The following is a 26,653-nucleotide window of genomic DNA, read 5'->3' on the forward strand; positions in this document are numbered from 1 at the left end:
GGCAGGCTGAATCCATGCCTCTCGTGACCTTTCAAGCGTTGTGCATCGACGCGAACGACGTGTCCGCGGTCCAGGACTTCTGGGCCGAAACGCTCGGCCTCGAGGTCGAGGAGCTCAAGGACGGCGACGCCCACCTGAGCGGCGCCAAGGCCGGTGAGGAGGTGTGGATCAACGCCGTGCCCGAACCGAGGACCGTCAAGCAGCGGGTGCACCTCGACGTCCGGGCCGAGTCGATGGAGCCGTTCGCCGGCTTCGAGCGGATCTCCAAGGAGGGCGAGCACGCCTGGACCACGCTCGCTGACCCCGAAGGTGGCGAGTTCTGCGTGTTCACCTACGGCGAGCCGCCGGCGCAGAAGTTCAAGTCCATCGTGGTCGACTCCGCCGACCACGTCGCGATCTCTGACTGGTGGGCCGGCGTCATCGGCGGCAATGTCAGTCACGACGACGGCTACTCGCCGCTCGAGGAGGTTCCCGGACTGTCGACCGAGGGATTCGACTTCGTCCCGGTGCCCGAGCCCAAGACGGTCAAGAACCGCATCCACTGGGACGTCAGGCTGCTCGACGGTGCCACTGTCGACGACCTGGTCGCGGCGGGCGCCACGATCCTGACGCCCGCCGGAGAGAGGTCCTGGACCATCATGGCCGACCCCGAGGGCAACGAGTTCTGCGTCTTCCCGAGCGAGTGACGGCGGCGGTCAGGCGGCGCGTGGTGGAATGAACCCGTGCCTGCACTCGACCTGAACACCGACGTCGTCAGCCTCACCGCCGCGCTCGTCGACATCCCTTCGGAGAGCCTCGACGAGCAGGTCATCGCCGATGCCGTCGAGGCGGCCCTGCGTGTGCTGCCGCACCTCGAGGTCGTACGCGATGGTCACACGATCGTCGCCCGTACGTCGCTCGGCCGGCCCGAACGCGTCGTCATCGCCGGGCACCTTGACACGGTGCCTGCCAACGGCAACCTGCCGTCACGGCTGGACGGCGAGATCCTCCACGGCCTGGGCACCTGCGACATGAAAGGCGGGGTGGCGATCGCACTCCTGATGGCCGCCACTGTTCCTCAGCCAGTCCGCGACGTCACCTACGTGTTCTACGAGGGCGAGGAGATCGCCGCTGAGCACAACGGTCTCGGCCGGCTGGCCCGCGAGCGTCCCGAGCTGCTCGCCGGCGACTTCGCGATCCTCATGGAGCCGTCCAACGCCGGTGTCGAGGCCGGCTGCCAGGGCACGATGCGCGTCGACATCCGCACGGCCGGCGAGCGGGCCCACACGGCTCGCGCGTGGATGGGCAGCAACGCGATCCACGCCCTCGCCCCCGTGCTCGACGGCCTCAACGCGTACGTCCCACGCACAGTCGAGATCGACGGGCTGACGTACCGCGAGGGACTCAACGCGGTCGCGATCAACGGCGGGGTGTCGGGCAACGTCGTGCCGGACGAGGCCGTCGTGACGGTCAACTATCGCTTCGCCCCCGACCGCAGCGAGGAGCAGGCGCACCAGCACCTGCAGGAGACGTTCGAGGGCTTCGGGCTGACCGTCACCGACTCGGCGCCGGGCGCGCTCCCCGGGCTGTCACACCCCGCCGCGGCGGCGTTCGTCGAGGCGGTGGGCGGCGAGGTGCACCCCAAGTTCGGCTGGACCGACGTCGCCCAGTTCACGCTGCTGGGCGTACCGGCAGTCAACTACGGCCCTGGCGACCCCACGTTCGCCCACAAGGCCGACGAGCACGTACCCGTCGAGCACCTGCACCGGGTGCGCGACCGACTCGAGAAATGGCTGACCACATGACGAGCTCCGACAAGCCCAGGCCCGACCACCGCAAGGGACCCGTACGCCTTCGCGGCGCCCAGCGGCCGACCAGCACGACCGACCAACGGCTGCTCGACTCGCGCGGTCCCAGCGACTGGGTGCACACCGACCCGTGGCGGGTCCTGCGCATCCAGTCCGAGTTCGTCGAGGGCTTCGGCGCACTCGCCGAGCTCGGCCCGGCCGTCAGCATCTTCGGCTCGGCACGAACCAAGCCGGACGACCCGATGTACGAGGCCGCCCGCCAGATCGCCGCGCGTCTCTGCGGCGAGGGCTACGCCGTGATCACCGGCGGCGGTCCCGGCGCGATGGAGGCCGCCAACCGGGGCGCGAGCGAGTGCGGCGGCGTGTCCGTCGGCCTCGGCATCGAGCTCCCGCACGAGCAGGGCATGAACGAGTGGGTCGACCTCGGCATCAACTTCCGCTACTTCTTCGTCCGCAAGACGATGTTCGTGAAGTACGCCCAGGGGTATGTCGTGCTGCCGGGCGGCTTCGGCACGATGGACGAGCTGTTCGAGGCGCTGACGCTGGTGCAGACCCAGAAGATCACGTCGTTCCCGATCGTCCTGTTCGGCACGGAGTACTGGAGCGGGCTGATCGACTGGCTGCGCACCACGATGCTCACCGACGGCAAGATCGGCCAGCCCGACATCGACATGCTGCACCTCACCGACGACATCGACGAGGCCGTCCAGTGGTTCGTCGCCAAGGACAGCTGACCGGATCCCGACCTCCGCGATTCGTGGAGCTACAGGCGCTAAACCGCCTGGATGACGCCTGCAGCTCCACAAATCGCGGAGCTGTGGGCGGGTCGCTTCAGGCGAGGCCGCGACGGGCCACGGCAGGCGGCCGATCGCCGCGGATCGACGCGACGACGTCGAGGACCTGCCGGGTCTCGGCGACGTTGTGGGCCCGGAACACCCGCGCCCCCTGCCACGCCGACACGGCAGTCGCGGCGAGCGTGCCGGGAAGCCGGTGATCCTTGTCGACGTCGAGCGTCTCGCCGATGAAGTCCTTGTTGGACAGCGCGACCAGCACGGGCCAGCCGGTCGCCACGAGCTCGTCGAGCCTGCGGGTCAGCTCGAGGCTGTGCCGGGTGTTCTTGCCGAAGTCGTGCGTGGGGTCGATCAGGATGCCGTCACGACGTACGCCGGCCTCCAGTGCGCGCTCGGCGAGCGCCGTCACGGTCTCGATGACGTCGGCGACGACATCGTCGTACGCCGAGCGGTGCGGGTCGGTGCGCGGGCCGATGCCCCCGGTGTGGCTGCACACCAGTCCGGCCCCGTGCTGCGCCGCGACCGCGGCGAGCTCCGGGTCGTGACCCGACCAGGTGTCGTTGACGAGGTCGGCCCCGAGCCGGCACAGCTCGTCGGCGACCTCGCTGCGCCAGGTGTCGACGCTGATGACGAGGTCGGGGAAGCGCGCCCGCGCCTCGGAGACGAAGTCGGCCGTCCGGCGCAGCTCCTCGTCGGCGTCGACGACGGGACCGTAGCCGGCTCGTACGCCCCCCACGTCCACGAGGTCGGCACCATCGCGGACGGCCTCGCCGAGCCGTACGAGGGCGGGCTCGAGGTCGAACGTCGAGCCGTTGTCGTAGAACGAGTCGGGGGTGCGGTTGATGATCGCCATCAGCGCGAGCTGTCCCGGCGCGAACGTCCGGGTGCCCAGACGCAGAGTGTCAGGGGCGGATGGCAGAGTCACACTCGTGAGCGTAACGACCGATGGCGACGTGATCGTGCGTTGCCCGTGGGGCAACGACCCGGCGATGATCGCCTATCACGACACCGAGTGGGGCCGAGAGCTGCGCGGCGACCGTGAGCTGTTCGAGCGCATGTCGCTCGAGGCGTTCCAGTCCGGCCTCTCGTGGGCGATCATCCTGCGCAAGCGCGACAACTTCCGCGAGGCGTTCTCCGGCTTCGAGCCCGAGGCGGTCGCGGCGTTCGGCGAGGCCGATGTCGCGCGGCTGCTCGACAACGCCGGCATCGTGCGCAACCGCCTCAAGATCGAGGCGACCATCAGCAATGCCCGCACGCTGGTCGAGCTCGACGAGTCGTTCAGCGACCTGCTGTGGTCGTTCGCTCCGCCGCAGGCGCCCGCACCGACGTCGTATGCCGACGTGCCGGCGACGACGGCCGAGTCGATCGCGATGGCCAAGACGCTCAAGAAGCGGGGCTTCCGGTTCTTCGGCCCCACGACGGCCTACGCCCTGATGCAGGCCACCGGCATGGTCAACGACCACCTCGCCGATTGCGTTGCCCGAGCCGAGGCCGCCCGCGGCGATTCTTAGACACGCCAGCCCTGCGTCCACAGGCGTGGCTCCCGGGTTTCGCCGCCGCAACCGCTTACCATCCGGACATGGCTTCAACTCGGAGAAACCCCCGGTCCCGCAGGGCACTCGGTGCCACCGGACTGCTGATCACAGCTGTGCTGGTGGCGATTGCGGGCATCGTCGTCTCGACGGTGCCGGTGCTGATCGCCGCCACGACGTACGCGGTCCTGACCGGCGTGATCGCGGCCCGGCTGCTCTCCAACGAGCTCGCTGAACGGCGCCGCACCTGGAGCCTCGAGCGTTCCGTCATGGTCGACGACAACCGCCGTGCGGCCGTGGCGCGATCGCGCGAGCACATCGAGTTCGCCAACCACATGAGCTCGAAGATCATGCTCAGGGAGGCGCAGCTGGACGAGCTGCGCGACTCGCTCGTCACCGCCGAGATCGACCTCGCCAAGGTGCGCGAGCGGGTGTCGGAGGAGCGTGCCCGCAGCAAGGCGCTCGAGGCGGACACCGAGGCGGCGAAGTCCGACCTCGAGTCGGCCCAGTTCGACCTCGCGAGGGCGCTCGACGCCCTTGCCGAGAGCGAGAGCGCCGAGCTCGACGCCCGTGCTCAGCTGCTCGCGTGGGAGCAGACGGCCTCGGACAACGAGCACCGCCAGCACGACCGCTCCGCCTGAACGGTCTAGCGCCCCTCGAAGACCGGCTTCTCCTTGGCGAGGAAGGCCTGCACGGCCGCCGCGTGATCGGCTGACTTGCCGGTCAGTGCCATCTTCTGGCCCTCGTGCTCGAGCGACGCGGGCAGGTCGTGCGTCGCCGAGAACGCCAGCGAGCGCTTGATCGCGCCGAGGGCGAGTGTCGGCCCGTCCGCGAGCGAGCGGGCCAGCGAGGCGACCTCGGCCTCGAAGTCGGCATCGTCGACGACCTTGGTGGCCAGCCCCAATGCGTACGCCTCGTCGGCGGGGATGGTCCGCGGCTGCATCAGCAGCTCGGTCGCCTTGCCATAGCCGACGAGCCGGGGGAGCGTCCACGACGAACCCGTGTCGCACGACAGCGCGATGCCGGCGAACGCGAGGTTGAAGCCGGCCGAGCGACGTACGAGCCGGAAGTCCGCGGCAAAGGCCAGCGAGGCTCCCGCGCCGGCTGCGACCCCGTTGACGGCAGCGATGACGGGCTTGGGCATCGTCGCGATCGCGGTCACGGCGGGGTTGTAGTGCTCGGCCACCGTGGTGCCGAGCGACGAGCTGCCTTCCTGCAGGTCGGCGACGTGCTCCTTGAGGTCCTGGCCGACGCAGAACGCCCGTCCCGTGCCGGTCAGGACGACGCAACGCACCGCGCTGTCAGCCGCCGCGGCGTGCAGCGAATCCCGCAGCGCGACCTTCGTCGCGAGCGTCAGGCTGTTCATCCCATCGGGCCGGTTGAACGTCACGGTGCCCACCCCGTCGGCCACCTCGTAGGTGACAGGCGGTGCGCTCTGGTCGGTCATCAATGCCTCCTGGTGGGACTGCGGTCGAACGTCCTTCGGCCATAGGCGATAATAGGAGGCACGCTTCCCGCCGTAGCGGTGGGAGCTCCAGATCGAGAGGGGAACTGATGGCCGCCATGAAGCCACGGACCGGAGACGGCCCGATGGAGGTCACCAAGGAAGGGCGCTGCATCGTCATGCGCGTCCCGCTCGAGGGCGGCGGACGTCTTGTCGTCGAGCTCAACAACGAGGAAGCAGCCACGTTGGGCGACCAGCTCAAAGCGGTCTGATGTACGGCCTCACCGTTCGCTGGTCGCTGGCGGACGCACCCAAGGGCACGCTCAAGGCCCTTCGCAGCTACGTGGAGGACGAGTCCTTCGCGAAGTTCGCGGCTCTCGACGGCCTGCGGTTCAAGTCGTGGCGCGCCCGCAAGGGTGAGTGGTTCGAGGGCACCTACGTGTTCGTCTCCGACGAGGCGAGGGCGGCCTTCCAGGCCAGCTTCGAGAAGAAGGCCGCCGACTCGGCCGGGTCCAAGATCATCGGCAGTGCGCCGATCACGATCGAGGCTTGCGAGATCGTCGCCGTCGTACGCGGCAAGGCCGGCTTCCGCTCGTCCGCCAGCTTCGAGCACGACAAGCGCGACGACGACTGACGCGCGACGTGGAACCCGAGAGCGGCGACCCGCAGGCAACGTTCCGCGAGGTGCGCTTCACGACGGAGCATGACGCGAAGGTGTCCCGGGCAGGCGCGATCGAGACCGCCCTGGCCGGTCTGGTCGTCGCGGCACTGCCGATCGTCGTCTCGATGCCGTGGTGGGCGACCGTCTTGGTCGTCCTGGGCGGTGTCCTGATGCTGGGATTCGCCGCCCATCTGCGGTGGGCCGAGCCTGAGAGCGCTTCGGACACGGCACGCCTCGAGAGCGAGGGCGTCGCCGCGCGAGCGCAGATCGCCGATGCCGAGGACGTGCCTGATGTCGGTGTCCTTCACCGCATCTCACTACTCGTGGGTGCTGACGGGCTCACGGCGTTCGAGGCCACACACCTGTGCTCCAACCGGGTGTGTCAGGGCGCCGTCGCCCGCCATCGACGCGGCGAGAGGGCCACGCTGCCGGTCCTCGTGTCACCGACCGCGGGCGAATGGATGGTCTCGCACCGACGCGCGTCTAGGTGAGCAGCTGGGCGGCCAGCAGGCCGTCACCGAGGGGCAGCAGCACGCTGCGGAGCCGCTCGTCGTTCTTGACCCGCTGCACCACGTCGCGGATCGCCGACGTCTCGGGATCGCGCTGTGCCGGGTCGGCGACGCGGTCGTGCCACAGGGCGTTGTCGAACACGATGACGCCGCCTGGGCGTACGAGTCGCATCGCCTGGTCGAGGTACTCGCCGTACTCGACCTTGTCGCCGTCGAGGAACACCACGTCGTAGCCGGCATCCGTCAGGCGAGGCATGACGTCGAGTCCGGCACCGGCGATCAGCCGGAAGCGCTGGGGTGCGTAGCCCGCGTCGGTGAACGTCTCGCGGGCCAGCCGCTGGTGCTCGGCCTCGAGGTCGACCGAGGTCAGGACGCCGTCGGGCTGCATGCCGCGCAACAGCCACAGGCCGGACACGCCAGTGCCGGTGCCGATCTCGGCAACGGCCTTGGCCTGCACGACCGAGGCCAGGAACGACAGCGCAGCGCCCCCGCCGGGGCCGACCGGAATGACGCCGACCTCGTCGGACCGGCGTCGCGCAGCGGCGAGATGATCGTCCTCGCTCATGAAGTCCTCGGCGTACGCCAGGCTGGCTGCGGTGGTGATGGTCGGCTCCTCCGTCGTGGTGGTCAAGGCCAGACTATCCGCGCGAGAGCTGTTGGCCGTGGAGGCTCAACCATGTGACGTTCGGGGAATCTGGGGAACAGTCAGCAGATTCCATGCGTTCTCTCAGGTACGGGGTGTTCGATCGATGCATGAAGGAAGACAACGTGACCACGGCAACGCTCGACTGGGATGACATCGTCGCGGAGCACTCCGCGCGGGTCTACCGGCTTGCCTACCGCCTGACCGGCAACCGTCAGGACGCCGAGGACCTCACGCAGGACGTCTTCATCCGCGTCTTCCGTTCGCTCGACTCCTACGAGCCCGGCAACTTCCCCGGCTGGTTGCACCGCATCACCACGAACCTCTTCCTCGACCGCGTACGCCGCAAGTCGCGCGTGCGGATGGACGGCTTCTACGAGGGCGCCGAGGAGAAGCTGCTGAGCTCCGAGGTGCTCCCGGAGTCGGCCGTCCACGACGCCAACTTCGACCCCGACATCGAGCTGGCGCTGGCCTCGTTGTCCGACGAGTTCCGGGTGGCCGTCGTGCTCTGCGACATCGAGGGCCTGTCCTACGAGGAGATCTCCGACGTGCTCGGAGTCAAGCTCGGCACCGTCCGCTCCCGCATCCACCGTGGCCGCACGCAGCTGCGCGAGACGCTCGCCCACCGTGCGCCCCGCAAGGGCCGGACCCGGTTTGTGGGTCCGGTCGGCATCTGATGGCTCATCTGGGTGCCGACGTTGCGGCGTTCGTGGACGGACAGCTGTCCGAGCCCGCGACGCGCGAAGCGCTGACGCACCTCCAGACGTGCGACGACTGCGCCAAGGCCGTACGCCAGCAGCGCCTGCTCAAGTCGCGCATGTCGACGGTCGCGGCTCCGGAGCCGCCGCCCGGACTCATGGCGTCGCTGGCCGGGCTGGCCGCTGCGCCACCCGAGCGCGACGGCTGGTGGGTTCGCGTACGTCGTTCGGTGCCCTTCCGTGCCGGCGTCGTGCTGGTCAGCGCCTCGGTCGCCGTGGTGATGACCGCGTACGCCGTCGGTGGCGCCGACCAGCGGGTCGGCGACGAAGTCGCCCCGCCGTTCAACCAGTACGCCGCCGACTTCTTCGGCTCGACCGCCGTGCCGGCCGGTCACGTCATCGAGGACGCGACCATGACCAAGCTCGACGGCTCGGGCTGGCCCTGTCTCGCGACCCTCGGCGGTGACCTGCACCGGGTCTCCGGTGCGTTTGCCGACCACCAGGAGGTCGTCGCCCTCAGCTACTCCAACGGCCGCAGCAAGCTCAACCTGTTCGAGCAGAACGGTGCGCTCGATCGCGACAGCATCAAGGACTTCGAGCCGGCCGAGATGGGCGGCTCCGACGTCTGGGTCCGCGACGGCGAGCCCATGGTCGTGACCTGGGACGACGACGGCGTGGTCTACACGATCGTGACCGACGCCGACCGTGCCCGGGTCGAGCAGGCGGTGTCCCAGCTGCCACGAAGCACGCATCACGACTCGCCGCCCGAGCGCGTACGAGACGGGCTGGACCGCATGACGGCCTGGCTCGACGCCGCCTAGCTGCTGCTCTCGATCCAGGCGGCGAACGCCTCCGTTGCATCGCTGGTGAGGCGACGGCGTCGGTCAGGAGACTTTGGCGTTCTCGCTGACGGCCTGCAGCACGGTCTTGACCTGGTAGGGCGTGAGGCCCGGATGCTTGGCCAGGATCAGCGCAGCCATGGCGGCGACGTGGGGTGCGGCGAAGCTGTTGCCCGTGGCAACGGTCGAGCCGCCGTCTGACCACGCGACGCGGATGTCGATCCCGCAGGCGCCGAACTCGACCGGAGGCTCGGGGTTGCATGAGAGCGACCACGGGTCGTCACTCGAGCGAGCCGCAACGGAGACGACCGAGGCGTACTCGGAGGGGAAGGTCGGACCGGGGGAGTTGTTGGCCGCGCAGACGAGCAGTGTCCGGGCGAAGTAGGCCCGGTCGGAGATGTCGTGGAGCGGGCCGTACATCGTCTCGCTCTTGCTCGACAGCGAGAGGTTGGCGACGTCGATCCCGTGCTCGACGGCCCACTGGATGCCGGCGTGGAACAGCAGTCCACGCCCCTTGAGGTTGGTGCCCAGCACGCGGATGCTGTGCAGGTCGACGTCCGGAGCGAGCGAGCGGATGATCGCGGCGCACGCGGTGCCGTGACCCACCAGGTCCTCGTGGGGCCCTTCGACGGCACGGTAGCCCTCGTCGCGGGTGGTGTCGGACTCCATGGCGACCGCGGAGGTCACCCCGCCCACGTCAGGGTGGTCGGCGTCGACGCCGCTGTCGATGATCGCCACCGAGATGCCGGCGCCGGTCGATCCGCCGAAGGCCCACTCACGTGCGTCGGCGAGCGGGAGGGACGGGAGGGTCGGCAGCTGGTGTGCAGCGAAGGCGTCGGACCACGCAGGCTTGTCGGTCATTCGTGGTGCGCCTGAACGAGCTCTGAGACTCGGCGCCCGAGCTGGGCGAGTCGCAGATCGGCAGGCGTGACGACGTTGGTCGCCAGAAGGGGCGGGAACATCGCTGCAAGTGTGCCCAAGACGTCCAAGGCCCAGTTGCCGGGGGCCGTCACGCCAGGGTCGAGGACCTCGATGACCCCGAGGACGTCCCAGGCGCTGTCGAAGAACGGCGCGGCGAGGATCGTTGTCGGCACATAGCCGGTGCGTTCGGCGATGTCGCGCGCGAAGCGTGGATCGGCTCGTACGTCACTGACCCCCACGGGCTGACCGGACATCGCCGCCCAGCCCACCAGCCCTCGGTCGACCGGAACCTCGACGCCGATGATCGCGCCCGCCCCGATGCCCTCAGCCGCGGCGAAGGAGAGCGACGAGCCGTCCGGATTCGCGAGCGCACACGAACATGCCGCGGCGTCAAACAGTTGACGCACGGCAGAAACGGATCTGGACAGGCCCTCGTCTCCTCGCACAGGCGGTGTCTCCATTCGGGTCGATGCCAGGTGCCTGCCTCGGCGTTCACCGGTCAGGAGCATGCAGGAGACCCCGTCCCCCCGGCGGGGCCTCCTGATGGCGATGGATCAACGCAGTACCCGGTGCCCCTCGACATCGTCATCGCCTTCGTCGGTCATGCGCAGTACCCGGTGGCCTTCGACGTCATCTTCCTCGTCGTCGGTCACGCGAAGGACGCGGTGTCCCTCGACGTCGTCCTCGCCGTCGTCGGTCACGCGGAGCACGCGGTGTCCCTCGACGTCGTCTTCGATGGTCCCGGCGTCGTCGGTGGCACGCAGGACGCGGTGTCCCTCGACATCTGGATCGGTGGTCTCGTCATGATGTTGGGGGTGCATGGGAGCTCCTTTTCGCGGGACGTGGGTGTTCATAGGTGAAGCCATTGTTCTCCGAATCGCAGTCTGGTTCCGTTGGCGCGCTGACACAAGACCTGTCGACTTCCTGACGCACACCGCCTTCGGGTGTTTCACTGGGGCGATGGACTGGCAGCTGCTCGACTCGTTGTCCACCGAAGAGCGTGATGACCTGCTGGCTCACACTCGGCGGCGCTCGTACGCGCGTGGCGAGATCCTGGTCCGCGAAGGGGATCCGTCCGACAGTCTTCACCTGGTCGAGTCGGGTCGCCTGGCGATCCGGGTGGACACGCCCGGCGGCGAGACGGCGATGCTCAACGTGCTGGGACCGGGCACCTGGTTCGGGGAGCTGTCGCTGCTCGGCGGTGACGCGCCGGTGCGGACGGCCACGGTCGTCGCCCTCGAGCCGGCGACCACCCGAGCCCTGCCCGCCGCGATCTTCGCTGACCTGCGGCGCCAGCACCCGGCCATCGGCGAGCTGCTCCTCACGATGATGTCGCGCCGCATCGAGGAGCTGAGCGCGCGACTGCTCGAGGCGATGTACACGGGTCTGGACAGACGCGTCTACGGCCGGCTCCTCGCGCTGGCCCGTACGTACTCGAGTGACGGCCTCGGCCGGCCGGTCACGGTCCCGGTCACCCAGGAGCAGCTCGCCGAGCTCGTCGGCAGCACGCGTCCCAGCGTCAACCAGGTGCTGCAACGACTGAGTCAGCGCGGCGTGATCGAGCTGGCTCGGGGGCGGATCGTGGTGCTGGAGCCGCCGGAGCTGGTGCGGCGGCTGAACTGAGCCGTCAACCGATGGCGGCGATGCGGCGGTCGAGCAGCTCGAGCCAGCGCAGCGCGCCGACCCGCTCGTAGAACGCACGAGCACTCGCCACCAGCTCCGAGCCCTCCGGCACACGACCCTGCCGATGCAGCCACACCCCGAGGTCAGCTCGCACGTGAGCCTCGTGGAGCGTCGATCCCCATGCCTGCGCGGTCGCGAGTGCGTCCCGGTATGCCGCCTCGACGGCCTCCGCATCGATCGAGCCGTCCTCGCCGAGAACGCCCTGCAGGCGGGACCGTTGGGCGCGCACGCCGGCCGGCCAGGGACCGCTGCTGGGCTCGACCGCCGACAGCATCTGCTGGATGGTGCCGCGATCGAGGTGCCCGCGGGCGATCTCGGAGGCCAGCAACCAGATCGGCCAGAAGTCCGCGGCGGGGGCCGTGGCCTCTTGCATGCGCCGGACGCTGTCGAGCGCTCGCGCGGGCGCCTCCGGGCGCCCGGCCGCGTCGTCCTCGAGGGCCAGGTCCAGCTCGTACTCCGCGCGCCAGCTCGGGTCGTCGAGGATCTCCGAGTCCTCTGAGATCGTCTCGGCGACGGCGTGCAGGACCTCGTTGCGCGCCGAGGCCGAGAGGCGGGTGGAGACGTCCACACCGATGGGTACGTACGCGAGAAGGTCCTCGTGCGTGAGCAGGCCGGCCGCCTCGTCCCATTCGCCGGTCAACAGGAGCATCTGCGCGAGGTTCAGCTCGCCGAAGGCGACGACGTAGTTGTCACCCATCTCGTGGGCCGTCCTGATCGCCTCTCGGCAGCGTTCGATCGCGAGCGGGAGATCGTTGTACGACTCCATGGCTGCGGAGTTGAGCAGGGCCAGGCTGTGCTCGCGCAGGGCACGGTGCTCACGGGTCAGCTCGATGGCCCGCTCGAGCAGGACGGCGCTGAGCCGCGGGAGCGCGCCGGCGCAGCTGATCGCGTAGCTCGTCCAGCTGTCGGCGATCCATCGGGGGTCGCCGGCCAGCTCGGCCAGCCGCATGAACTCGAGGGAGCTCTCCTCCAGCCCGGTCGCGTCGCCGCTGCGCATCGCCACGGAGGTGAGGGTGCGGACCAGGGTGACGCGAGCGCCGAGCAGTGCGGGGTCGTCGGGAGTCTGCGGGAGGCGGCTGAGCTGGTCACGGACCGCCTTCTCCGCCCTCGCGATGTCTCCGTCGCTGTAGCAGAGGGCGAGGGCGAGGTCCTCGGCCGCCGACGCCGCGTCGACGATCTCACCGGAGGCATCGAATCCCTCGAGTGCCTCGGCGGCGTGCTCGATCGCTTCCGCGTGGTCACCGGCGATGCGCAGCTGATGCGCCAGCCGGCCGAGCACGGCCAGCCGGTGGTCGGGCTCGCATCGAGCCAGGGCCCTGCGAAGGTGCCCGGCCGCTTCGCGTGGCGCGCCGAGCGCGGCGGCCCGGTCGGCAGCGAGCTCGAGATGCTCGGAGGCGGCGCGGGTGAGCTCCGGTACATCCGGGTCGCCGGGAACGGCGTCGAGCGCGTCGAGATAGTGCTGCGCGATGATCGGGGCCAGCTCGTACGCGTCGCTCCGTGACTCGAGCTCGGCTCCGAGCGTACGAGCCACGGTCAGGTGGGCGGCCTTGCGGTCGCGACGGGACAGCATGCCGTACGCGACCTGCCGCACCGCGCCCTGCACGAACCGGAAGTTGCCGTAGTCCGTGCTCAGCCGGTCGGTCTCGCGTCGCAGCACCTCGCGCCGGAAGAGTCCGGTGAGCGCCTGGTCGAGGTCGTCGACGTCGGAGCAGAGCGCAGCGATCCCCTCGTCGGTGAAGACCAGCCCGAGAACGCTGGCCCGGTCGACGACGCGGCGCTCGGCGGTGGGCAGGGTGTCGAGGCGGGCGGCGATCAGGGCCTGCAAGGTCGTCGGGGCTGCGAGGGCGTCGAGGTCGAGCGTGCTGGAGTCGGAGAGCAGGTGCTGGCCGTCGCGAGACACGACGAGGCCCTGGTCGATCAGCGAGCGGACGGTCTCGAGGGCATAGAGCGGGACGCCCGCAGCCCGGCTCACGAGCTGATCCCTGATGGGGCCGGGCAGCCCGCCGACCAGGTCGTCGAGCAACGAGCTCATCTCGCCGGCCGAGAGCGGTTCGAGGTGCACGACCGTGACCCGCCGGTTGCCGGTGAGAGCGTGGTGGTCGGCGAGCAGCTCGGGTCGGGCCAGCACCAGCACGAAGACCGCGTAGTCGGCGGCGGAGAGCAGGTGCTCGAGGAAGTCCAGCAACCCCTCGTCCGCATACTGTGCGTCGTCGATGACCAGCACGACGGGCTCGGGCGGGCTCGTGACGCCTTCCCTGAGCCCGACGTACTTGAAGAACGTCGTCCAGGCCACGAACAGGTCCTCGCGGGTGAAGGACGCGCCAGTCTCCTGACCGAGCAGCGCGGCCAGGCGGGGAGCCAACCAGTCTCGCTCCGATGCATCCGGCACGCAGGCGTCGAGGCCGCGCTGCAGCACGTCACGGCTGTCCAGGTCGGGCGCGTCGTCGGGGCCGGCGAGGATCGTCAACCGGCCACGGACGGCTTCGGCCAACGCGTAGTAGGCGATGCCGTCGCCGTACGACAGGCAGCGGCCGCGGTGCCACAGCACACCGGCGTCGAACCCGTCGACGTACTTCTCGAACTCCCAGCCGAGTCGTGTCTTCCCGACTCCGGCTTCGCCGTCGACGACGAGCAGACCGGGGCGCAGTGACTCCTCGACGCCGTGGAAGACCGCCTTGACGAGGCGCAGCTCCCGGTCGCGGCCGATCAGTGGGGCTTCGAGGCCGTCGTCCCGGCGATCACCGCCGGCGCCGGCGATCACCGCTCGTACGGCCCAGAGCGGCACCGGCTCCGCCTTGCCCTTCAGCGCGTGGGCCCCGGCGTCGTCGAAGGCGAAGGACGACGAGGTGAAGGTTCGCGTGGTGTCGTCGACCCACACCTCGCCCGGCGTTGCTGTCGACTGGATCCTGGCGGCCGTGTTGACGGCGTCGCCGGCGACCATGCCCTGGCCGGTCGCGCCCAGGGTGACCGCGACCTCGGCGGTCGTGATGCCGACTCGCAGTGTGAGGCCAGGCATCCCGATGCGCTCGCCCAGCGCGGTGACACGCTCGACGAGCTCGAGGCCGGCGCGAACCGCGCGTTCGGCATCGTCCTCACGCGTGATCGGCAGCCCCCAGACCGCCATGACGGCATCGCCGATGAACTTCTCGAGCTCGCCGCCGTACTGGCCGACGACAGACCTGCACTCGTCGAAGTACGCCGTGAGCATCTCGCGAACCTCTTCGGGGTCCCGGTTCTCCGAGAGCGTCGTGAACCCGACGAGGTCACCGAACAGGACGCTGGTGATCTTGCGGGCGGACCCCTTCGGCTGTGGCACCTCGACTGCTGTCGCAATGGCACCGTCCTGCGCGGCGCCGCAGGTGGGGCAGAACTTTCCGCCCGGCGGGAGCTCACTGCCGCACGAGATGCAGGCCGCTGCCGCAAGCGTGCTTCCGCACACGAAGCAGAAGCTGGCCGCGTCTGGCTGGCCGGTGGTGCCGCACGATCCACAGTCCTTCACGAGGTCAGCATCTCAGGAGTAGAGCCTACGCACGACGATGTCCTCGAGACCGTTCATCGCCTCACCCAGCTGGCTGACCGCTGCGAGGAAGTCAGCACGCTCGACGACGAGGAACTCGCAGTCGGCAGCGGCGGTCACCGTGGCGGTCCGCGGGACGTCGCGGAGCAGCCCGATCTCGCCGAAGAACTCTCCCGGCCCTTCGGTCCGGAGCAGTCGGCCACCTTGGGTGACCTCCACAGCGCCTGAGGCGATCACGAAGAAACGGTCCGAGCTGTCGCCCTCGGTGAGCACGACCGACCCGGACGGCACCTGCACGCGTTCGCTGGAGCGAGCGAGCCGTTCCAGCGCCGAGGCGGGGAGCTCTGCGAAGACGGGAACGTCGTGCAACAGGTCGAGCGCCGGCGGCGGTGCGTGCCGTCGGTCGAAGTCGCGCATCTGTGACCAGCGACTGAGGGCGACCACGACCACGAGCCCACCGGCGATCGCGATCGCGGCGCGCAGCCCCAGCTCGTCGACGAGCCACGGCGCGAGCAGCGAGCTGAGCGCCATCGGGGCGACCAGGGAGACATCGATGACGGTGTAGACCCGGGAGATCGTGTCGGCCGGCGCGACCCGCTGCGGGATCGTCTCGGACCCGAGCGCATACAAGGGCTCGGTCAGCCCGATCACGGCGAGGGCCGCCACGACGGTGACCGGGGACGGGAAGGCCGCCAGCGCGAGGAGCGGCAGCCCCCACCCGAAGGCGCCCATGATCATGTCCTCGCCGAGGCGGGAGCCGCTGAGGCGAGTCAGGATCGCCAGGCCGCCGACGACGGTCGCCACCCCGAGCACTGAGTTGAGGTAGCCGAGCCCTTCCGGACCCGAGTCGAGCACGTCAGTGGCCAACAGGACCATGAAGACCGTGAGCCCGCCCCAGGCGAAGCCGTTGGCCCCGGACAGCAGCGCCACGTTGCGGAGGTCGCGGTCGCGCACGACCAGGCCGAAACCGCCCGTGAGATCGGACCAGAACCCCGCACTGTCCTCGGGCGGCTCCTCGTCAGCCTCGGTGCTCGCCGCGTCGGCCCGGGTCTTGATGCCGAGCAGCAACAGGATCGACCAGGCGAACGTGGCGACGTTGAGCCAGAACACGACCTGGACGTCCCACTGGGCGATCATCAGGCCCGCGACGGCGGGTCCGGCGAAGATCATGACGCTCTCGAGGTTGCCGGCGAGAGCGTTCGCGGCGGTCAGGTCCGACGGGGACTCGACGAGCTCGGGCAGCAGGCCCGCCTGGGCCGCGCGGAACGGTGACCCGACGAGAGCAGCGATGATCGCCAAGGCATAGACCACGAGGGCAGGTCCGTCGACGGCCAGGGTGATCGCGGCCGCGCTGACGAGGACCGCCCGGCTCGCGTCGGAGACGATCATGAACGTCTTGCGCGAGACCCGGTCGGCGATGACCCCGCCGACCGGCCCGGCGACGGTCATCGAGACGAACCGGACCGCTTGATAGGCGCCGACCGCCCCGGCTCCGCCTTCCTGGTAGGCCCACACGACGATCGCGGTGGCGAACGCCCAGTCACCGAGGGTCGAACCGACGAAGGCGAGCTGGACCTTGCGGACCTGCGGATTGCGCAGGACGCGCATCAACCGGGCGCGGTTGGTCAGCTCGGCAGCGGGTTCGGTTGCGGGAGCGTTCTCCGGCACGGGCACCTCCTGGTCCAGCCCCAAGGTATACGCGTGCGCGGGGCAGGTGGTGGCCAAACGGCGGTCATGGCTCGATTTCGTGACGGGTTGTTCTGAGCGACGACGAAGGCTAGGTCGACTCCGGGTCGTAGGGCGGGGTCTCGCCGGGCCGCAGGATCCGTTGCTCCCTCGTGGGTGACGGCGTGGTGTCGTCGTCGAGGAAGTTCTTGCGCACGATCTCGCGCGGGTCGAGGTCGCGGAGGTTGAGGTCGGACAGGTCCTGGCCCATCTCGCGGCCCAGGTCGTTCTTGGCGTTCTCGGCCATCTGGCGGAGCGTACGCACGAAGCCACCGGCCTGCTTGGCGATGTCGGGGAGTCGTTCGGGTCCGAACACGAGCAGCGCGACGACCAGGACGACCCCGATCTCGGGCAGGCCCATGCCGAACATCGTGGGGCCTAGAGCCGTCCGGCGGGCGCGAGCCCGAGCTGCATGCCAGCCAGTCCGCGCGAACGTCCGCTCAGCTGGTCGGCGGCACCCTGCAGCACCTTGGCCGCCTCGGAGTCGGGGTCGGTCTCGACGATCGGGTCGCCGGCGTCGCCGCCCTCGCGGAGGGTCTGGTCGAGCGGCACCTGGCCGAGCATCGGGACGTCGTAGCCGAAGCGGGCGCTGAGTGTCTCGGCGACCTTGGCGGCACCGCCGGAGCCGAAGATCTCCATGCGCTCGCCGCCGGGGACCTGGAGGTAGGACATGTTCTCGATGACGCCGACGACTCGCTGGTGCATCATCGAGGCCATCGTGCCGGCGCGCTCGGCGACGTCCGCGGCAGCGGGCTGAGGCGTCGTCACGACGACGACCTCGGCGTTGGGCAGGTGCTGACCGAGGCTGATCGCCACGTCACCCGTGCCCGGAGGCAGGTCGAGGAGCAAGGCGTCGAGGTCGCCCCAGTAGACGTCGCTCAGCATCTGGACGAGCGCGCGGTCGAGCATCGGCCCGCGCCATGCGACGACCTGGTCCTTGCGCGGCTTGAGCATGCCGATGCTGATGACCTTCATGCCCTTGACCGGGACGGGCATGATCATGTCCTCGACCTGGGTCGGTCGCAGGTCGCCGACGCCGAGCATGTCGGGGATCGAGTGCCCGTAGATGTCGGCGTCGATGATGCCGACCTTGAGGCCGCGCTTGGCCATCGCGAGCGCGAGGTTGACCGTGACGGTCGACTTGCCGACGCCGCCCTTGCCCGACGCGATCGCGAAGACCTTGGTCAGTGAGCCCGGCTGGGCGAACGGGATCTCCTTCTCGGTGCGTCCACCGCGGAGCAGCTCCTGCATGCTCTTGCGCTGCTCGTCGGTCATGACGCCCATGTCGACGACGACAGCGTGCGCCGGAGCGACGGTCGCGACCGCAGCGGTGATGTCCCGGTTGAGGGTGTCCTTGAGAGGGCAGCCGGAGACCGTCAGCAACAGGCGTACGGTGATCTGCGCTTCCTCGATCGTGATGCCGTCGACCATCCCGAGCTCGGTGATGGGCCGCTTGATCTCAGGGTCGTTGACCTTGCTGAGGGCTTCACGGACTTGCTCTTCGGTGACCACTGCCATGCCTCCATCGTACGGGGGCTGCCCTGTGCTGGCGGATGAGTGTGACCTAATCACCCCTGTCAGCCCAGGGCGACGGGGAGCAGGCCGCGGGGCGTGTGGCCGGCGATCTGGTCGAGTGCGTCTGCCAGCGACGGGTGGGCGAACTCGAATCCGGACTCCCGGAGCACCCGCGAGTCGACCCAGCGGCTCTTGAGCACGAGCTCGGCCTCCGTGCGGATGACGCGGGCACCTGCCTCAAGGGCCCAGGCCGGGAGGGGGAGGCCCCGGTGCCGGCCGAGCGCGTCTCGCACCTGGCGCATCATCTCGGCGTTCGTCACGACCTCCGGTGCGGCGACGTTGACCGGGCCGCTGATCTCGGGGTGCTCGAAGGCGTACGTGACGGCTGCGACGACGTCGTCGACGTGCGCCCAGCTGAACTTCTGTCCGCCGTCACCCATCCGTCCGCCGAAGCCCATGCGGGCGAGGTTGATGAACGGGTTGAGCGCGCCTCCGCCGGGACCGAGGACGATCGACATGCGCAGCGCCACCTTGCGCACCGGTGTGGGCGCAGCGAACAGCTCGTGCTCCCAGGCGCGGGCCACGCCGACGGAGAATCCGGTGCCGAGCTCGCCGGTGACCTCGTCCATCGGGCGGTCGCGGGAGTCGCGATAGATCGTGCCGGTGCTGGCATTGACCCACAGCTCCGGAGGCCGGGCGGTGGCGGCGAGTGCGCGGCCGAGAGCCGCCGTGGTCTCGGTGCGCGACGCGAAGATCGCATCGGCGTTGCGCTTGGTGTAGCGGCAGCTCACCGAGCGACCGGCCAGGTTCACCAGCAGGTCGGCGCCCTCGAGCACGTCGACAAGAGCCGGCGGGTCGTCCCACGTCGCGTCGTTGAACGCGCCGCGGCCGATCGTTCGTACGTCGACGCCTCGGGCCGCGAGCTCGCGGGTCAGGTGCTGGCCGATGTAGCCGGAGGCGCCCGCGATGACGGCTGTCTGCAGCTTTGGATGGCTCATGCCCCCACCCTAGACCAAGAATTGAACGTGTTCAATTCAATGGTCCAGGGTGGGTCGGCATCAGGCCTGGACGCCGACGGCGAACTGCACCGAGCCGTCGGCCTCGACCTTGGCGTCGAGGATCTTGTCGTCGAGCACAGCGGCGGCACCGGCGTCGAGGAACACGCGAGCACCGTTCTCCTCGACGATCTGGTCACCGGGCTCGGAGCCCGGGGCGGGCGTCAGGGCGAGCGATTCGTCTGCCGCCTGACTGATCCGCAGGCCGGCCTGGTCTTCTGCCACGGTCTGTTCGACGATCTTCTGGACCACGTCTGCGGCGTTGTCGGTCATCGTGAGCACGTGCTTCTCCCGTTTCGGTAGGTGGCGGGTGAATCTCCCACTGTTGCTCGCGAGGATGATCGGTTCAAGCCGAAGGTGCGAGGATGTCGTGGTGGGACATCTCGACCTCAACTCCATCAGCTTCACGCTGTCGGACGGGCGACCCCTCCTCGACGAGGTCAGCCTGCGGGTCGGCGAGGGCATGAAGGTCGCCCTGATCGGCCCCAACGGCAGCGGCAAGACGACCTTGACCCGGATCGCGACGGGTGACCTCGACCCGCACGAGGGCGCCGTCACGATCTCCGGAGGCCTCGGGGTCATGCGGCAGTTCATCGGTTCGGTGCGCGACGAGTCGACGGTGCGCGACCTGCTGGTCTCGGTCGCACCGCAGGCCGTGCGCAAGGCAGCGGCGGAGGTCGATCGGACCGAGCTGCTGATGATGGAACGTGACGACGAGCGCGACCAGATGGCGTACGCGCAGGCGCTCGTCGACTGGGGCGACGCCGGAGGCTACGACCACGAGGCGATGTGGGACATGTGCACCGTCTCGGCGCTCGGCGTGCCGTTCCAGAAGGCCCAGTGGCGTCAGGTCACGACGTTGTCCGGCGGTGAGCAGAAGCGGCTCGTTCTCGAGGCGCTGCTGCGCGGGCCCGAGCAGGTGCTGCTGCTCGACGAGCCCGACAACTACCTCGACGTCCCGGCCAAGCGGTGGCTCGAGGACCAGCTGGTCGAGTCGCCCAAGACGGTGCTGTTCGTCAGCCACGACCGCGAGCTGATCGAACGGGTGGCGCAACGCATCGCGACCCTCGAGCCCGGTGCGGCCGGCAGCTCGCTGTGGGTGCATCCGGGACGCTTCTCGACATACCTGCAGGCGCGGATCGAGCGCAACGCCAAGCTCGAGGAGCGGCGGCTGCGGTGGGACGAGGAGCGGGCCAAGCTCAAGGCGCTCGTGGTGATGTACCGGGCCAAGGCTGCCTACAACGCCGACATGGCCTCACGCCTGCAGGCGGCGGTGACCCGGCTCGAGCGGTTCGAGCGGGAGGGCCCGCCCGAGGCCGTCCCGATCGCCCAGAACCTGCGGATGAGGCTCGACGGCGGACGTACGGCCAAGCGCGCGGTCGTCGCCGAGCAGGTCGAGCTCACGGGCTTGATGAAACCGTTCGACCTCGAGATCTGGTTCGGCGAGCGCGTCGCCGTGCTCGGCAGCAACGGGTCGGGCAAGTCGCACTTCCTGCGTCTGCTGGCCGGCGGCGGGTCCCGGCCCGACGTCGAGCACGAGCCGGTCGGCGACGTCATCCCGCCGCCGGTCGACCACACCGGCATGGCAAAGCTGGGTTCCCGCGTGCGTCCGGGATGGTTCGCGCAGACGCACGAGCACCCCTCCCTGCTCGGCCGTACGCTGCTCGAGATCCTGCATCACGGCGACGGGCACCGTAAGGGTATGGGGCACGAGGGCTCGGCCAAAGCGCTGGACCGCTACGGCCTCGCGAAGGCCGGCGACCAGGTGTTCGAGCAGCTGTCGGGCGGCCAGCAGGCGCGCTTCCAGATCCTGCTGCTCGAGCTGTCCAACGCGACGCTGCTGCTGCTCGACGAGCCGACCGACAACCTCGACCTGCACTCGGCCGAGGCGCTCGAGCAGGCGCTGTCGACGTTCGAGGGCACGGTCGTCGCCGTGACGCACGATCGATGGTTCGCGCGTGGCTTCGACCGGTTCCTGGTGTTCGGCGCTGACGGCCGGGTCTACGAGTCCGATGAGCCCGTGTGGGACGAGACCCGCGTCCAGCGCAGCCGCTAACGCCGCGATTCGTGAGGTTGCAGGCGTCAAAGGGCGTCGATGACGCCTGCAACCTCACAATTCGCGGGGGTCAGGCCTTGGCCTCGTCGTCGCGCTCGTCGAGGTCGGCCATCAGGCCGCGCAGCTCGCCGCGGATGAAGTCGCGGGTGGCGACCTCGCCGAGGCCGAGCCGCAGGCTGGCGACCTCGCGGGCGAGGAACTCCATGTCGGCGTTGGCCTGCGCGTTGGCGTCGCGGTCCTGCTCCTGCGTGACGCGGTCGCGGGCCTCCTGGCGGTTCTGCGCGAGCAGGATGAGCGGGGCGGCGTACGAGGCCTGCAGCGACAGGATCAGCGTCAGGAAGATGAACGGGTAGCTGTCCCAGCGGTGCCGGTCGGGGCCGTACGGCATGTTCCAGACGATCCAGATCGCGACGAAGACCGTCATCCACGCGATGAACGTGGCGGTGCCGAGGAAGCGGGCGGTCGACTCCGCGAAACGTCCGAAGCGCTCCGGATCGGCCTCGCGGCGGGAGCGGAACGAGCGTCGTACGGACCGGGGCTGGTCGAGGCGGGCGCGGTCAGCCATGCGTGACCACCTCCGATCCCTCTCCGGGAGCCGGCTCGGTGTCGTCCTGCTCGCGCCAGCCTTCTGGCAGGAGGTGATCGAGCACGTCGTCGATGGTCACCGCCCCGAGCAGGTGGGCGTTCTCGTCGACGACCGGCAGCGCGACCATGTTGTAGGCCGCGAGCAGGTTGGCGACGTGCTCGAGGGATGCCTCGGGGCGGGGCCAGTCGATGTCGTTGTCGACGATCGCGCCGACCAGGGTCGACGGTGGCTCGCGCAGCAGGGCCTGAAAGTGCACGATGCCGAGGAACTTGCCGGTCGGCGTCTCCAAGGGTGGGCGGCACACGTAGACCATCGACGCGAGCGCCGGGATCAGGTCGGGGTTGCGGATGCGCGCCAGCGCGTCGGCGATCGTCGCGTCGGGAGGCAGCACCACCGGCTCGGTCGTCATCATGCCGCCGGCGGTGCGCTCCTCGTACGTCAGGAGGCGGCGTACGTCCTCGGCGTCCTCGGGCTCCATGAGCGCCAGCAGTGCCTCGGCGGTCGCGGGAGGCAGCTCGCCGAGCAGGTCGGCGGCGTCGTCGGGGTCCATCTCGGTGAGCACGTCGGACGCGCGCTCGGGGTCGAGCACGCCCAGGATCTCGACCTGGTCCTTCTCGGGCAGCTCCTCGAGCACGTCGGCGAGCCGCTCGTCGTCGAGCTCGGTGACGACCTCCATGCGCCGCTTGGGCGCGAGATCGCGGAGCGCGTTGGCGAGGTCGGCCGCACGCATCTCGTCCATCGTGGCGAGCAGGTGGGTCGCGCCCTGGCCGGGCTCCTCGGTCGTCAGCCCCTTGACCTGGTCCCACTCGAGCACCTGGTGCGGGCCCCGACGGCCGAACCGCTTGCCGCCGCCCTGGACCGCGACATCGCTGACGTACCAGTCGCGCCGCGGGTCCTGCTCCATCGCGAGGTCGTAGACCGTGCCGCCGCTGCCGTCGGGCAAGGTCACGGTGCGGTCGAACAGCTCGTGGATCGCGAGGGTCTCGGTGCGGCGCTGCACGAACTTGCGGACGTTGAGCACGCCGGTCGTGATGATCTGGCCAGAGTCGAGCGAGGTCACGCGGGTGATGGGCAGGAAGACGCGGCGACGGCCGAGCACCTCGACGACGAGGCCGAGCACGCGGGGGCGCTGGCGCGCGGAGCGTACGGCCACCACGACGTCACGCAGCTTGCCGACCTGGTCGCCCGCGGGGTCGAAGACCGCCTGCCCCACGATGCGGGACAGGAAGATGCGTCCGGGGGTAGCGCTCACGCTCGAACTCTACCGTCGCGACCCGCCCGGATCGTGGCACGTCAACGTCGCCGACCAGCGCTGATGTCGCGGCGTCCTAGTCTGGTGAGGTGTCGAGCATCCTCATGATCAGCGGCAGCGTCCGTCAGGGTTCGGTCAACGCCGCGGTCATCGCGACGGCAGCCGCATCGATGCCCGAGGGTGTCACCGCAGTGACGTACGAGGGCATCGGCGAGCTGCCGCACTTCAATCCGGATCTCGACCACGACCCGCTGCCGGAGTCGGTCACCGAGCTGCGGCGACTGATCGACGAGGCGTCGGCCCTGCTGATCAGCACCCCGGAGTACGCCGGTGCGATGCCGGGAGCCCTAAAGAACCTCCTCGAGTGGACCGTCGGCGGTGTGGAGACCACGCAGAAACCCACCGGGTGGATCAACCCCTCGGCGATCCTCAACCGCTCAGCCGGCACGTACGCCTCGCTGCGGATCGTGCTGGAGTACACCGACTGCCGGATCGTCGAGGAGGCGTGTGTCGACGTACCGGTGCCTCGTGCGCTCCTGGCCGAGGACGGGCTCGTGACGCCGGGGCCGGAGCGCGACGCGATCGCGGCGGCTGTGGCGGCTCTCGTCGCGGCGAGCTGAGCCGCGTCAGAGCAGGCGGAGCGTCGCGGGGTCGCGCTCGCCACTGAAGTGCCGGTCGAGCAGCGCCTCGGCCTGCGGTGACGGCGACGCCTCGGCGAAGAGGGTCAACGATGAGCGCAGCTTCTGGGCGTCGACGTCACCCAGCACGTCGGCCATCTGCACGTCGCCGAGGTCCACGAGCGCCTCGCAGCACTCGACGTACCGCTGATCCAGCAGCGGATGCGTCCCGTACGCCTGCGCCTCGTCGAGCCCCGAGATGGCGTACCGGACGGCCATCTCGCTGCGACCCAGGCCGGCGACCTGCGGGAAGACGAACCACATCCAGTGGCTCGTCTTGCGACCCGCACGCAGCTCGGCCAGCGCCCGCTCGTACGTCCCGCCGGCCTGCGCGTCGACGAAGCGCTGGAGGTCGTACGGATCGGTCACGACAGGTGCCTGGGCTGGCGGTCGGTCTTGTGCGAGTCGTCGGCGCCCACCGAGTCCTGGCCCGCGCCAGCACCGGCGGAGTCCGCGGCCGGATGCGGCTCGAGCCGCACCATGAGCGACTTGGACGTCGGCTGGTTGCTGCCCGTGGCGGTCGAGTCGAGCGGCACCAGCGGGTTGGTCTCGGGGTAGTAGGCCGCGGCGGAGCCGCGCGGGGTGTCGTACGGGACGATGCGGAACCGCTCGGCGACTCGCCGCACGTCGTCGCCGTCCCAGTGCGAGACCAGGTCGACGAGGTCGTCGGCGGCGAAGCCCTGTGCTGCGATGTCGTCGGGGTGCATGAAGACGACTCGGCGGCCGTCCTCGATGCCGCGGTAGCGATCGCTGAGCCCGTAGATCGTGGTGTTGAACTGGTCGTGGCTGCGCAGGGTCTGGAGCACGAGGTGTCCCTCGGGGACGTGCAGGAGCTCGATCGGCGACGGGACGAACTCGGCCCGGCCGCTCTTGGTCTCGAACGTACGGGAGTCGCGCGGCGGGTGGGGGAGCACGAAGCCGCCGGGGCGGTCGACGTTGTGGGTGTACGCCTCGCAGCCCGGCACGACCCGCGAGATGTGCTCGCGGATGATGTCGTGGTCGATCGCCATGGCGGACCAGTCGATGCCGTGCCGCTTGCCGACCGTCGCCTCCGCGAGACCCGCGATGATCGCGACCTCGGAGCGTACGTGGGGGCTCACCGGTGGCAAGACACCGCGCGACGCGTGCACCGCCGACATCGAGTCCTCGACCGTGACGAACTGCTCGCCGGCTGGGGTCACGAGCTTCTCGGTGCGTCCCATCGTCGGCAGGATCAGGGCGATGTCGCCGCACTCGAGGTGCGAACGGTTGAGCTTGGTCGACACCTGGACCGTCATGGCCGCGTTGCGCAGCGCCTGCGCCGTCACGTCGGTGTCGGGGGCGGCCTGCACGAAGTTGCCGCCCAGGCCCATGAAGAAGTGCGCCTTGCCGTCGCGCAGGGCGCGGATCGCGTCGACCGTGTCCAGGCCGTGCTCGCGCGGCGGGTCGAAGCCGAACTCCGCCTGCAACGCATCGAGGAAGTGATCGGGGACCCGCTCCCAGATGCCCATCGTGCGATCGCCCTGGACGTTGGAGTGCCCGCGGACGGGACACAGCCCGGCGCCGCGCTTGCCGATGTCGCCGCGGGCCAGGGCGAGGTTGGCCACCTCGCGGATCGTGGCGACGGCGTTGCGGTGCTGGGTCAGTCCCATGGCCCAGCAGTAGATCGTGGCGTCGGAGGCGCGGATCAGCTCCGCGGCCTCGGTGATCTGGGCGCGGCTGAGCCCCGTCGCGGACTCGACGACCGCCCAGTCGACGGCCCGTACGTGCTCGGCCCACTCCTCGAAGCCGGCGGTGTGACGCTCGACGAACTCGTGGTCGATGGCGTCCCACTCCAGCAGCAGCGAGCCGATGGCCTGGAACAGCGCGAGGTCGCCGTTGAGCCGGATCGGCAGGTGCAGGTCGGCGATGTCGGTGCCCTTGCCGACCACACCGCGCGGCTTCTGCGGGTTGCGGAAGTTGACCAGGCCAGCCTCGCGCAGCGGGTTGATCGAGATGATCTTGGCGCCACGCCGCTTGGCGACCTCGAGCGCGGACAACATACGAGGGTGGTTGGTGCCGGGGTTCTGGCCGGCGATCACGATGCACTCGGCGTCGTAGATGTCGCGGAGGCTGACGCTGCCCTTGCCGATGCCGATCGACTCCGTCAGCGCCGTGCCGCTCGACTCGTGGCACATGTTGGAGCAGTCGGGCAGGTTGTTGGTGCCGTACGCCCGGATGAACAGCTGGTAGAGGAACGCCGCCTCGTTCGACGCCCGGCCCGAGGTGTAGAAGATCGCCTCGTCAGGACTGTCGAGGGAGTTGAGCTGGTCGCCGATCAGTCGCAGCGCCTCCTCCCAGCCGATCTCCTCGTAGTGCGTGCCGCCGGACCGCTTGACCATGGGATGCGTGATGCGGCCCTGCTTGCCGAGCCAGTACTCGTCGTGGGCGGCGAGGTCGGCGATGCTGTGGCGGGCGAAGAAGTCCGGAGTCGCCCGTTCCTTGGTCGCCTCCTCGGCGACGGCCTTGGCGCCGTTCTCGCAGAACTCTGCCGTGTGCCGGTTCTCCGGATCGGGATCGGGCCACGCGCAGCTCATGCAGTCGAACCCGTCGGCCTGGTTGAGCTTGAGCAGCGTCCTGGCCGTGGTCTTGACGCCCATCTGGGACACCGCACGCTGCAACGACACGCGTACGCCCGTCACACCGGCAGCCGTGCGCTTGGGGTGGTGAACCTCGAGCTCGTCCTCGTCGATGGTGTTGTCCGGCATGTCGCTTCTCCTCGGTCGTTACGTGTGTGGCCTACC

The 26,653-nt window shown here is 69.7% G+C and carries 29 protein-coding genes; 14 read left to right on the forward strand and 15 right to left on the reverse strand.

What is annotated here, in order from left to right:
• The first annotated feature begins 14 nt into the window (after positions 1–14).
• From BOSE46_RS01770 to BOSE46_RS01780, 3 genes are read left to right on the forward strand one after another with little or no spacing between them, the layout of a single operon-like run.
• The gene (locus tag BOSE46_RS01770; protein WP_159537694.1) at positions 15–686 is read left to right on the forward strand and encodes a VOC family protein; all 672 of its coding nucleotides are present in this window, start codon (positions 15–17) and stop codon (positions 684–686) included.
• A gap of 36 nt (positions 687–722) precedes the next feature.
• On the forward strand, positions 723–1,784 hold the full coding sequence (gene dapE, locus BOSE46_RS01775; protein ID WP_159537696.1) for a succinyl-diaminopimelate desuccinylase: 1,062 nt from the start codon (positions 723–725) through the stop codon (positions 1,782–1,784).
• Positions 1,781–2,521 (forward strand): TIGR00730 family Rossman fold protein, encoded by a 741-nt coding sequence (locus BOSE46_RS01780; protein WP_236551584.1) that lies wholly within the window; start codon positions 1,781–1,783, stop codon positions 2,519–2,521. The genes dapE and BOSE46_RS01780 overlap by 4 nt, the downstream gene beginning before the upstream one ends.
• A 97-nt stretch (positions 2,522–2,618) precedes the next feature.
• Here the strand turns inward: BOSE46_RS01780 and folP are convergent, their stop codons facing one another.
• The gene (folP, locus tag BOSE46_RS01785; protein WP_371415489.1) at positions 2,619–3,503 is read right to left on the reverse strand and encodes a dihydropteroate synthase; all 885 of its coding nucleotides are present in this window, start codon (positions 3,501–3,503) and stop codon (positions 2,619–2,621) included.
• A 4-nt stretch (positions 3,504–3,507) separates the two neighbouring features.
• Here folP and BOSE46_RS01790 point away from each other — a divergent pair, with 4 nt between their 5' ends.
• Both BOSE46_RS01790 and BOSE46_RS01795 read left to right on the forward strand, forming a co-directional pair.
• On the forward strand, positions 3,508–4,089 hold the full coding sequence (locus BOSE46_RS01790) for a DNA-3-methyladenine glycosylase I (protein ID WP_256366690.1): 582 nt from the start codon (positions 3,508–3,510) through the stop codon (positions 4,087–4,089).
• Between the two features lie 68 nt (positions 4,090–4,157).
• Positions 4,158–4,751 (forward strand): hypothetical protein, encoded by a 594-nt coding sequence (locus BOSE46_RS01795; RefSeq protein ID WP_159537704.1) that lies wholly within the window; start codon positions 4,158–4,160, stop codon positions 4,749–4,751.
• Between the two features lie 5 nt (positions 4,752–4,756).
• On the opposite strand, the gene BOSE46_RS01800 is transcribed toward BOSE46_RS01795, so the two are convergent.
• Positions 4,757–5,557, reverse strand: coding sequence for an enoyl-CoA hydratase-related protein (locus BOSE46_RS01800; protein WP_159537706.1), 801 nt, complete (start codon positions 5,555–5,557; stop codon positions 4,757–4,759).
• Positions 5,558–5,664: 107 nt separating this feature from the next.
• Between BOSE46_RS01800 and BOSE46_RS01805 the strand changes: the two genes are divergently transcribed.
• The 3 genes from BOSE46_RS01805 to BOSE46_RS01815 are packed head-to-tail and all read left to right on the forward strand — an operon-like array spanning position 5,665 to position 6,706.
• Complete coding sequence (locus BOSE46_RS01805) at positions 5,665–5,826, forward strand: DUF3117 domain-containing protein (protein WP_082530405.1); 162 nt, start codon at positions 5,665–5,667, stop codon at positions 5,824–5,826.
• Positions 5,826–6,188, forward strand: a complete 363-nt coding sequence (locus BOSE46_RS01810) for a hypothetical protein (RefSeq protein WP_159537708.1) — start codon at positions 5,826–5,828, stop codon at positions 6,186–6,188. The genes BOSE46_RS01805 and BOSE46_RS01810 overlap by 1 nt, the downstream gene beginning before the upstream one ends.
• Positions 6,189–6,196: 8 nt before the next feature.
• Entirely contained in the window at positions 6,197–6,706 is a 510-nt protein-coding gene (locus BOSE46_RS01815; RefSeq protein ID WP_159537710.1) for a hypothetical protein, read from the forward strand.
• Here BOSE46_RS01815 and BOSE46_RS01820 read toward each other — a convergent pair.
• Positions 6,699–7,355 carry an O-methyltransferase gene (locus tag BOSE46_RS01820; RefSeq protein ID WP_371415490.1) on the reverse strand — a complete coding sequence of 219 codons (657 nt, stop codon included), beginning with the start codon at positions 7,353–7,355 and terminating at the stop codon, positions 6,699–6,701. The two genes, BOSE46_RS01815 and BOSE46_RS01820, sit on opposite strands and share 8 nt — an antisense overlap.
• Positions 7,356–7,477: 122 nt before the next feature.
• Between BOSE46_RS01820 and sigE the strand changes: the two genes are divergently transcribed.
• Complete coding sequence (gene sigE / locus BOSE46_RS01825) at positions 7,478–8,044, forward strand: RNA polymerase sigma factor SigE (protein ID WP_201299471.1); 567 nt, start codon at positions 7,478–7,480, stop codon at positions 8,042–8,044.
• Entirely contained in the window at positions 8,044–8,886 is an 843-nt protein-coding gene (locus BOSE46_RS01830) for an anti-sigma factor (RefSeq protein WP_159537714.1), read from the forward strand. Before sigE ends, BOSE46_RS01830 begins: the two co-directional genes overlap by 1 nt.
• A gap of 63 nt (positions 8,887–8,949) precedes the next feature.
• Here BOSE46_RS01830 and BOSE46_RS01835 read toward each other — a convergent pair whose 3' ends face one another.
• Both BOSE46_RS01835 and BOSE46_RS01840 read right to left on the reverse strand, forming a co-directional pair.
• Complete coding sequence (locus tag BOSE46_RS01835) at positions 8,950–9,765, reverse strand: S8 family serine peptidase (protein ID WP_159537716.1); 816 nt, start codon at positions 9,763–9,765, stop codon at positions 8,950–8,952.
• Positions 9,762–10,334 (reverse strand): GAF domain-containing protein, encoded by a 573-nt coding sequence (locus BOSE46_RS01840; RefSeq protein ID WP_371415491.1) that lies wholly within the window; start codon positions 10,332–10,334, stop codon positions 9,762–9,764. Before BOSE46_RS01840 ends, BOSE46_RS01835 begins: the two co-directional genes overlap by 4 nt.
• A gap of 60 nt (positions 10,335–10,394) precedes the next feature.
• Here BOSE46_RS01840 and BOSE46_RS01845 point away from each other — a divergent pair, with 60 nt between their 5' ends.
• Both BOSE46_RS01845 and BOSE46_RS01850 read left to right on the forward strand, forming a co-directional pair.
• A complete protein-coding gene (locus BOSE46_RS01845) occupies positions 10,395–10,685 on the forward strand; it encodes a hypothetical protein (RefSeq protein WP_159537720.1) in 291 nt (96 codons plus the stop codon).
• Between the two features lie 100 nt (positions 10,686–10,785).
• Positions 10,786–11,448: a Crp/Fnr family transcriptional regulator gene (locus tag BOSE46_RS01850; protein ID WP_159537722.1), complete on the forward strand. Its 663-nt coding sequence runs from the start codon at positions 10,786–10,788 to the stop codon at positions 11,446–11,448.
• A gap of 4 nt (positions 11,449–11,452) precedes the next feature.
• Here the strand turns inward: BOSE46_RS01850 and BOSE46_RS01855 are convergent, their stop codons facing one another.
• From BOSE46_RS01855 to BOSE46_RS01880, 6 genes are all read right to left on the reverse strand, one after another.
• Positions 11,453–15,007, reverse strand: a complete 3,555-nt coding sequence (locus BOSE46_RS01855; protein ID WP_159537724.1) for an adenylate/guanylate cyclase domain-containing protein — start codon at positions 15,005–15,007, stop codon at positions 11,453–11,455.
• 12 nt (positions 15,008–15,019) lie between these two features.
• A complete protein-coding gene (locus BOSE46_RS01860) occupies positions 15,020–16,693 on the reverse strand; it encodes an MFS transporter (protein ID WP_159537726.1) in 1,674 nt (557 codons plus the stop codon).
• 109 nt (positions 16,694–16,802) lie between these two features.
• Positions 16,803–17,111: a sec-independent translocase gene (locus tag BOSE46_RS01865; protein WP_236551585.1), complete on the reverse strand. Its 309-nt coding sequence runs from the start codon at positions 17,109–17,111 to the stop codon at positions 16,803–16,805.
• Between the two features lie 17 nt (positions 17,112–17,128).
• Positions 17,129–18,268 carry an Mrp/NBP35 family ATP-binding protein gene (locus BOSE46_RS01870; protein ID WP_159537730.1) on the reverse strand — a complete coding sequence of 380 codons (1,140 nt, stop codon included), beginning with the start codon at positions 18,266–18,268 and terminating at the stop codon, positions 17,129–17,131.
• Positions 18,269–18,327: 59 nt separating this feature from the next.
• Positions 18,328–19,263, reverse strand: coding sequence for a TIGR01777 family oxidoreductase (locus tag BOSE46_RS01875; protein ID WP_201299472.1), 936 nt, complete (start codon positions 19,261–19,263; stop codon positions 18,328–18,330).
• Between the two features lie 60 nt (positions 19,264–19,323).
• A complete protein-coding gene (locus tag BOSE46_RS01880) occupies positions 19,324–19,593 on the reverse strand; it encodes a Fe-S cluster assembly protein HesB (RefSeq protein WP_236551586.1) in 270 nt (89 codons plus the stop codon).
• 100 nt (positions 19,594–19,693) lie between these two features.
• Here BOSE46_RS01880 and BOSE46_RS01885 point away from each other — a divergent pair, with 100 nt between their 5' ends.
• Positions 19,694–21,376: an ABC-F family ATP-binding cassette domain-containing protein gene (locus BOSE46_RS01885; RefSeq protein ID WP_159537733.1), complete on the forward strand. Its 1,683-nt coding sequence runs from the start codon at positions 19,694–19,696 to the stop codon at positions 21,374–21,376.
• A gap of 70 nt (positions 21,377–21,446) precedes the next feature.
• On the opposite strand, the gene BOSE46_RS01890 is transcribed toward BOSE46_RS01885, so the two are convergent.
• Positions 21,447–21,941 (reverse strand): DUF1003 domain-containing protein, encoded by a 495-nt coding sequence (locus BOSE46_RS01890; protein WP_159537735.1) that lies wholly within the window; start codon positions 21,939–21,941, stop codon positions 21,447–21,449.
• Positions 21,934–23,214, reverse strand: a complete 1,281-nt coding sequence (locus tag BOSE46_RS01895) for a magnesium transporter MgtE N-terminal domain-containing protein (RefSeq protein WP_201299473.1) — start codon at positions 23,212–23,214, stop codon at positions 21,934–21,936. Before BOSE46_RS01895 ends, BOSE46_RS01890 begins: the two co-directional genes overlap by 8 nt.
• A gap of 89 nt (positions 23,215–23,303) precedes the next feature.
• On the opposite strand from BOSE46_RS01895, the gene BOSE46_RS01900 reads away from it, so the two are divergent.
• A complete protein-coding gene (locus BOSE46_RS01900; protein WP_201299474.1) occupies positions 23,304–23,834 on the forward strand; it encodes an NADPH-dependent FMN reductase in 531 nt (176 codons plus the stop codon).
• Between the two features lie 6 nt (positions 23,835–23,840).
• Here the strand turns inward: BOSE46_RS01900 and BOSE46_RS01905 are convergent, their stop codons facing one another.
• A complete protein-coding gene (locus BOSE46_RS01905) occupies positions 23,841–24,260 on the reverse strand; it encodes a DUF1810 domain-containing protein (RefSeq protein WP_159537737.1) in 420 nt (139 codons plus the stop codon).
• Positions 24,257–26,617, reverse strand: coding sequence for an FdhF/YdeP family oxidoreductase (locus BOSE46_RS01910; protein ID WP_159537739.1), 2,361 nt, complete (start codon positions 26,615–26,617; stop codon positions 24,257–24,259). Before BOSE46_RS01910 ends, BOSE46_RS01905 begins: the two co-directional genes overlap by 4 nt.
• Positions 26,618–26,653: the final 36 nt, after the last annotated feature.

The organism is Aeromicrobium sp. 9AM, from assembly GCF_902506105.1.
Taxonomy (GTDB): domain Bacteria; phylum Actinomycetota; class Actinomycetes; order Propionibacteriales; family Nocardioidaceae; genus Aeromicrobium.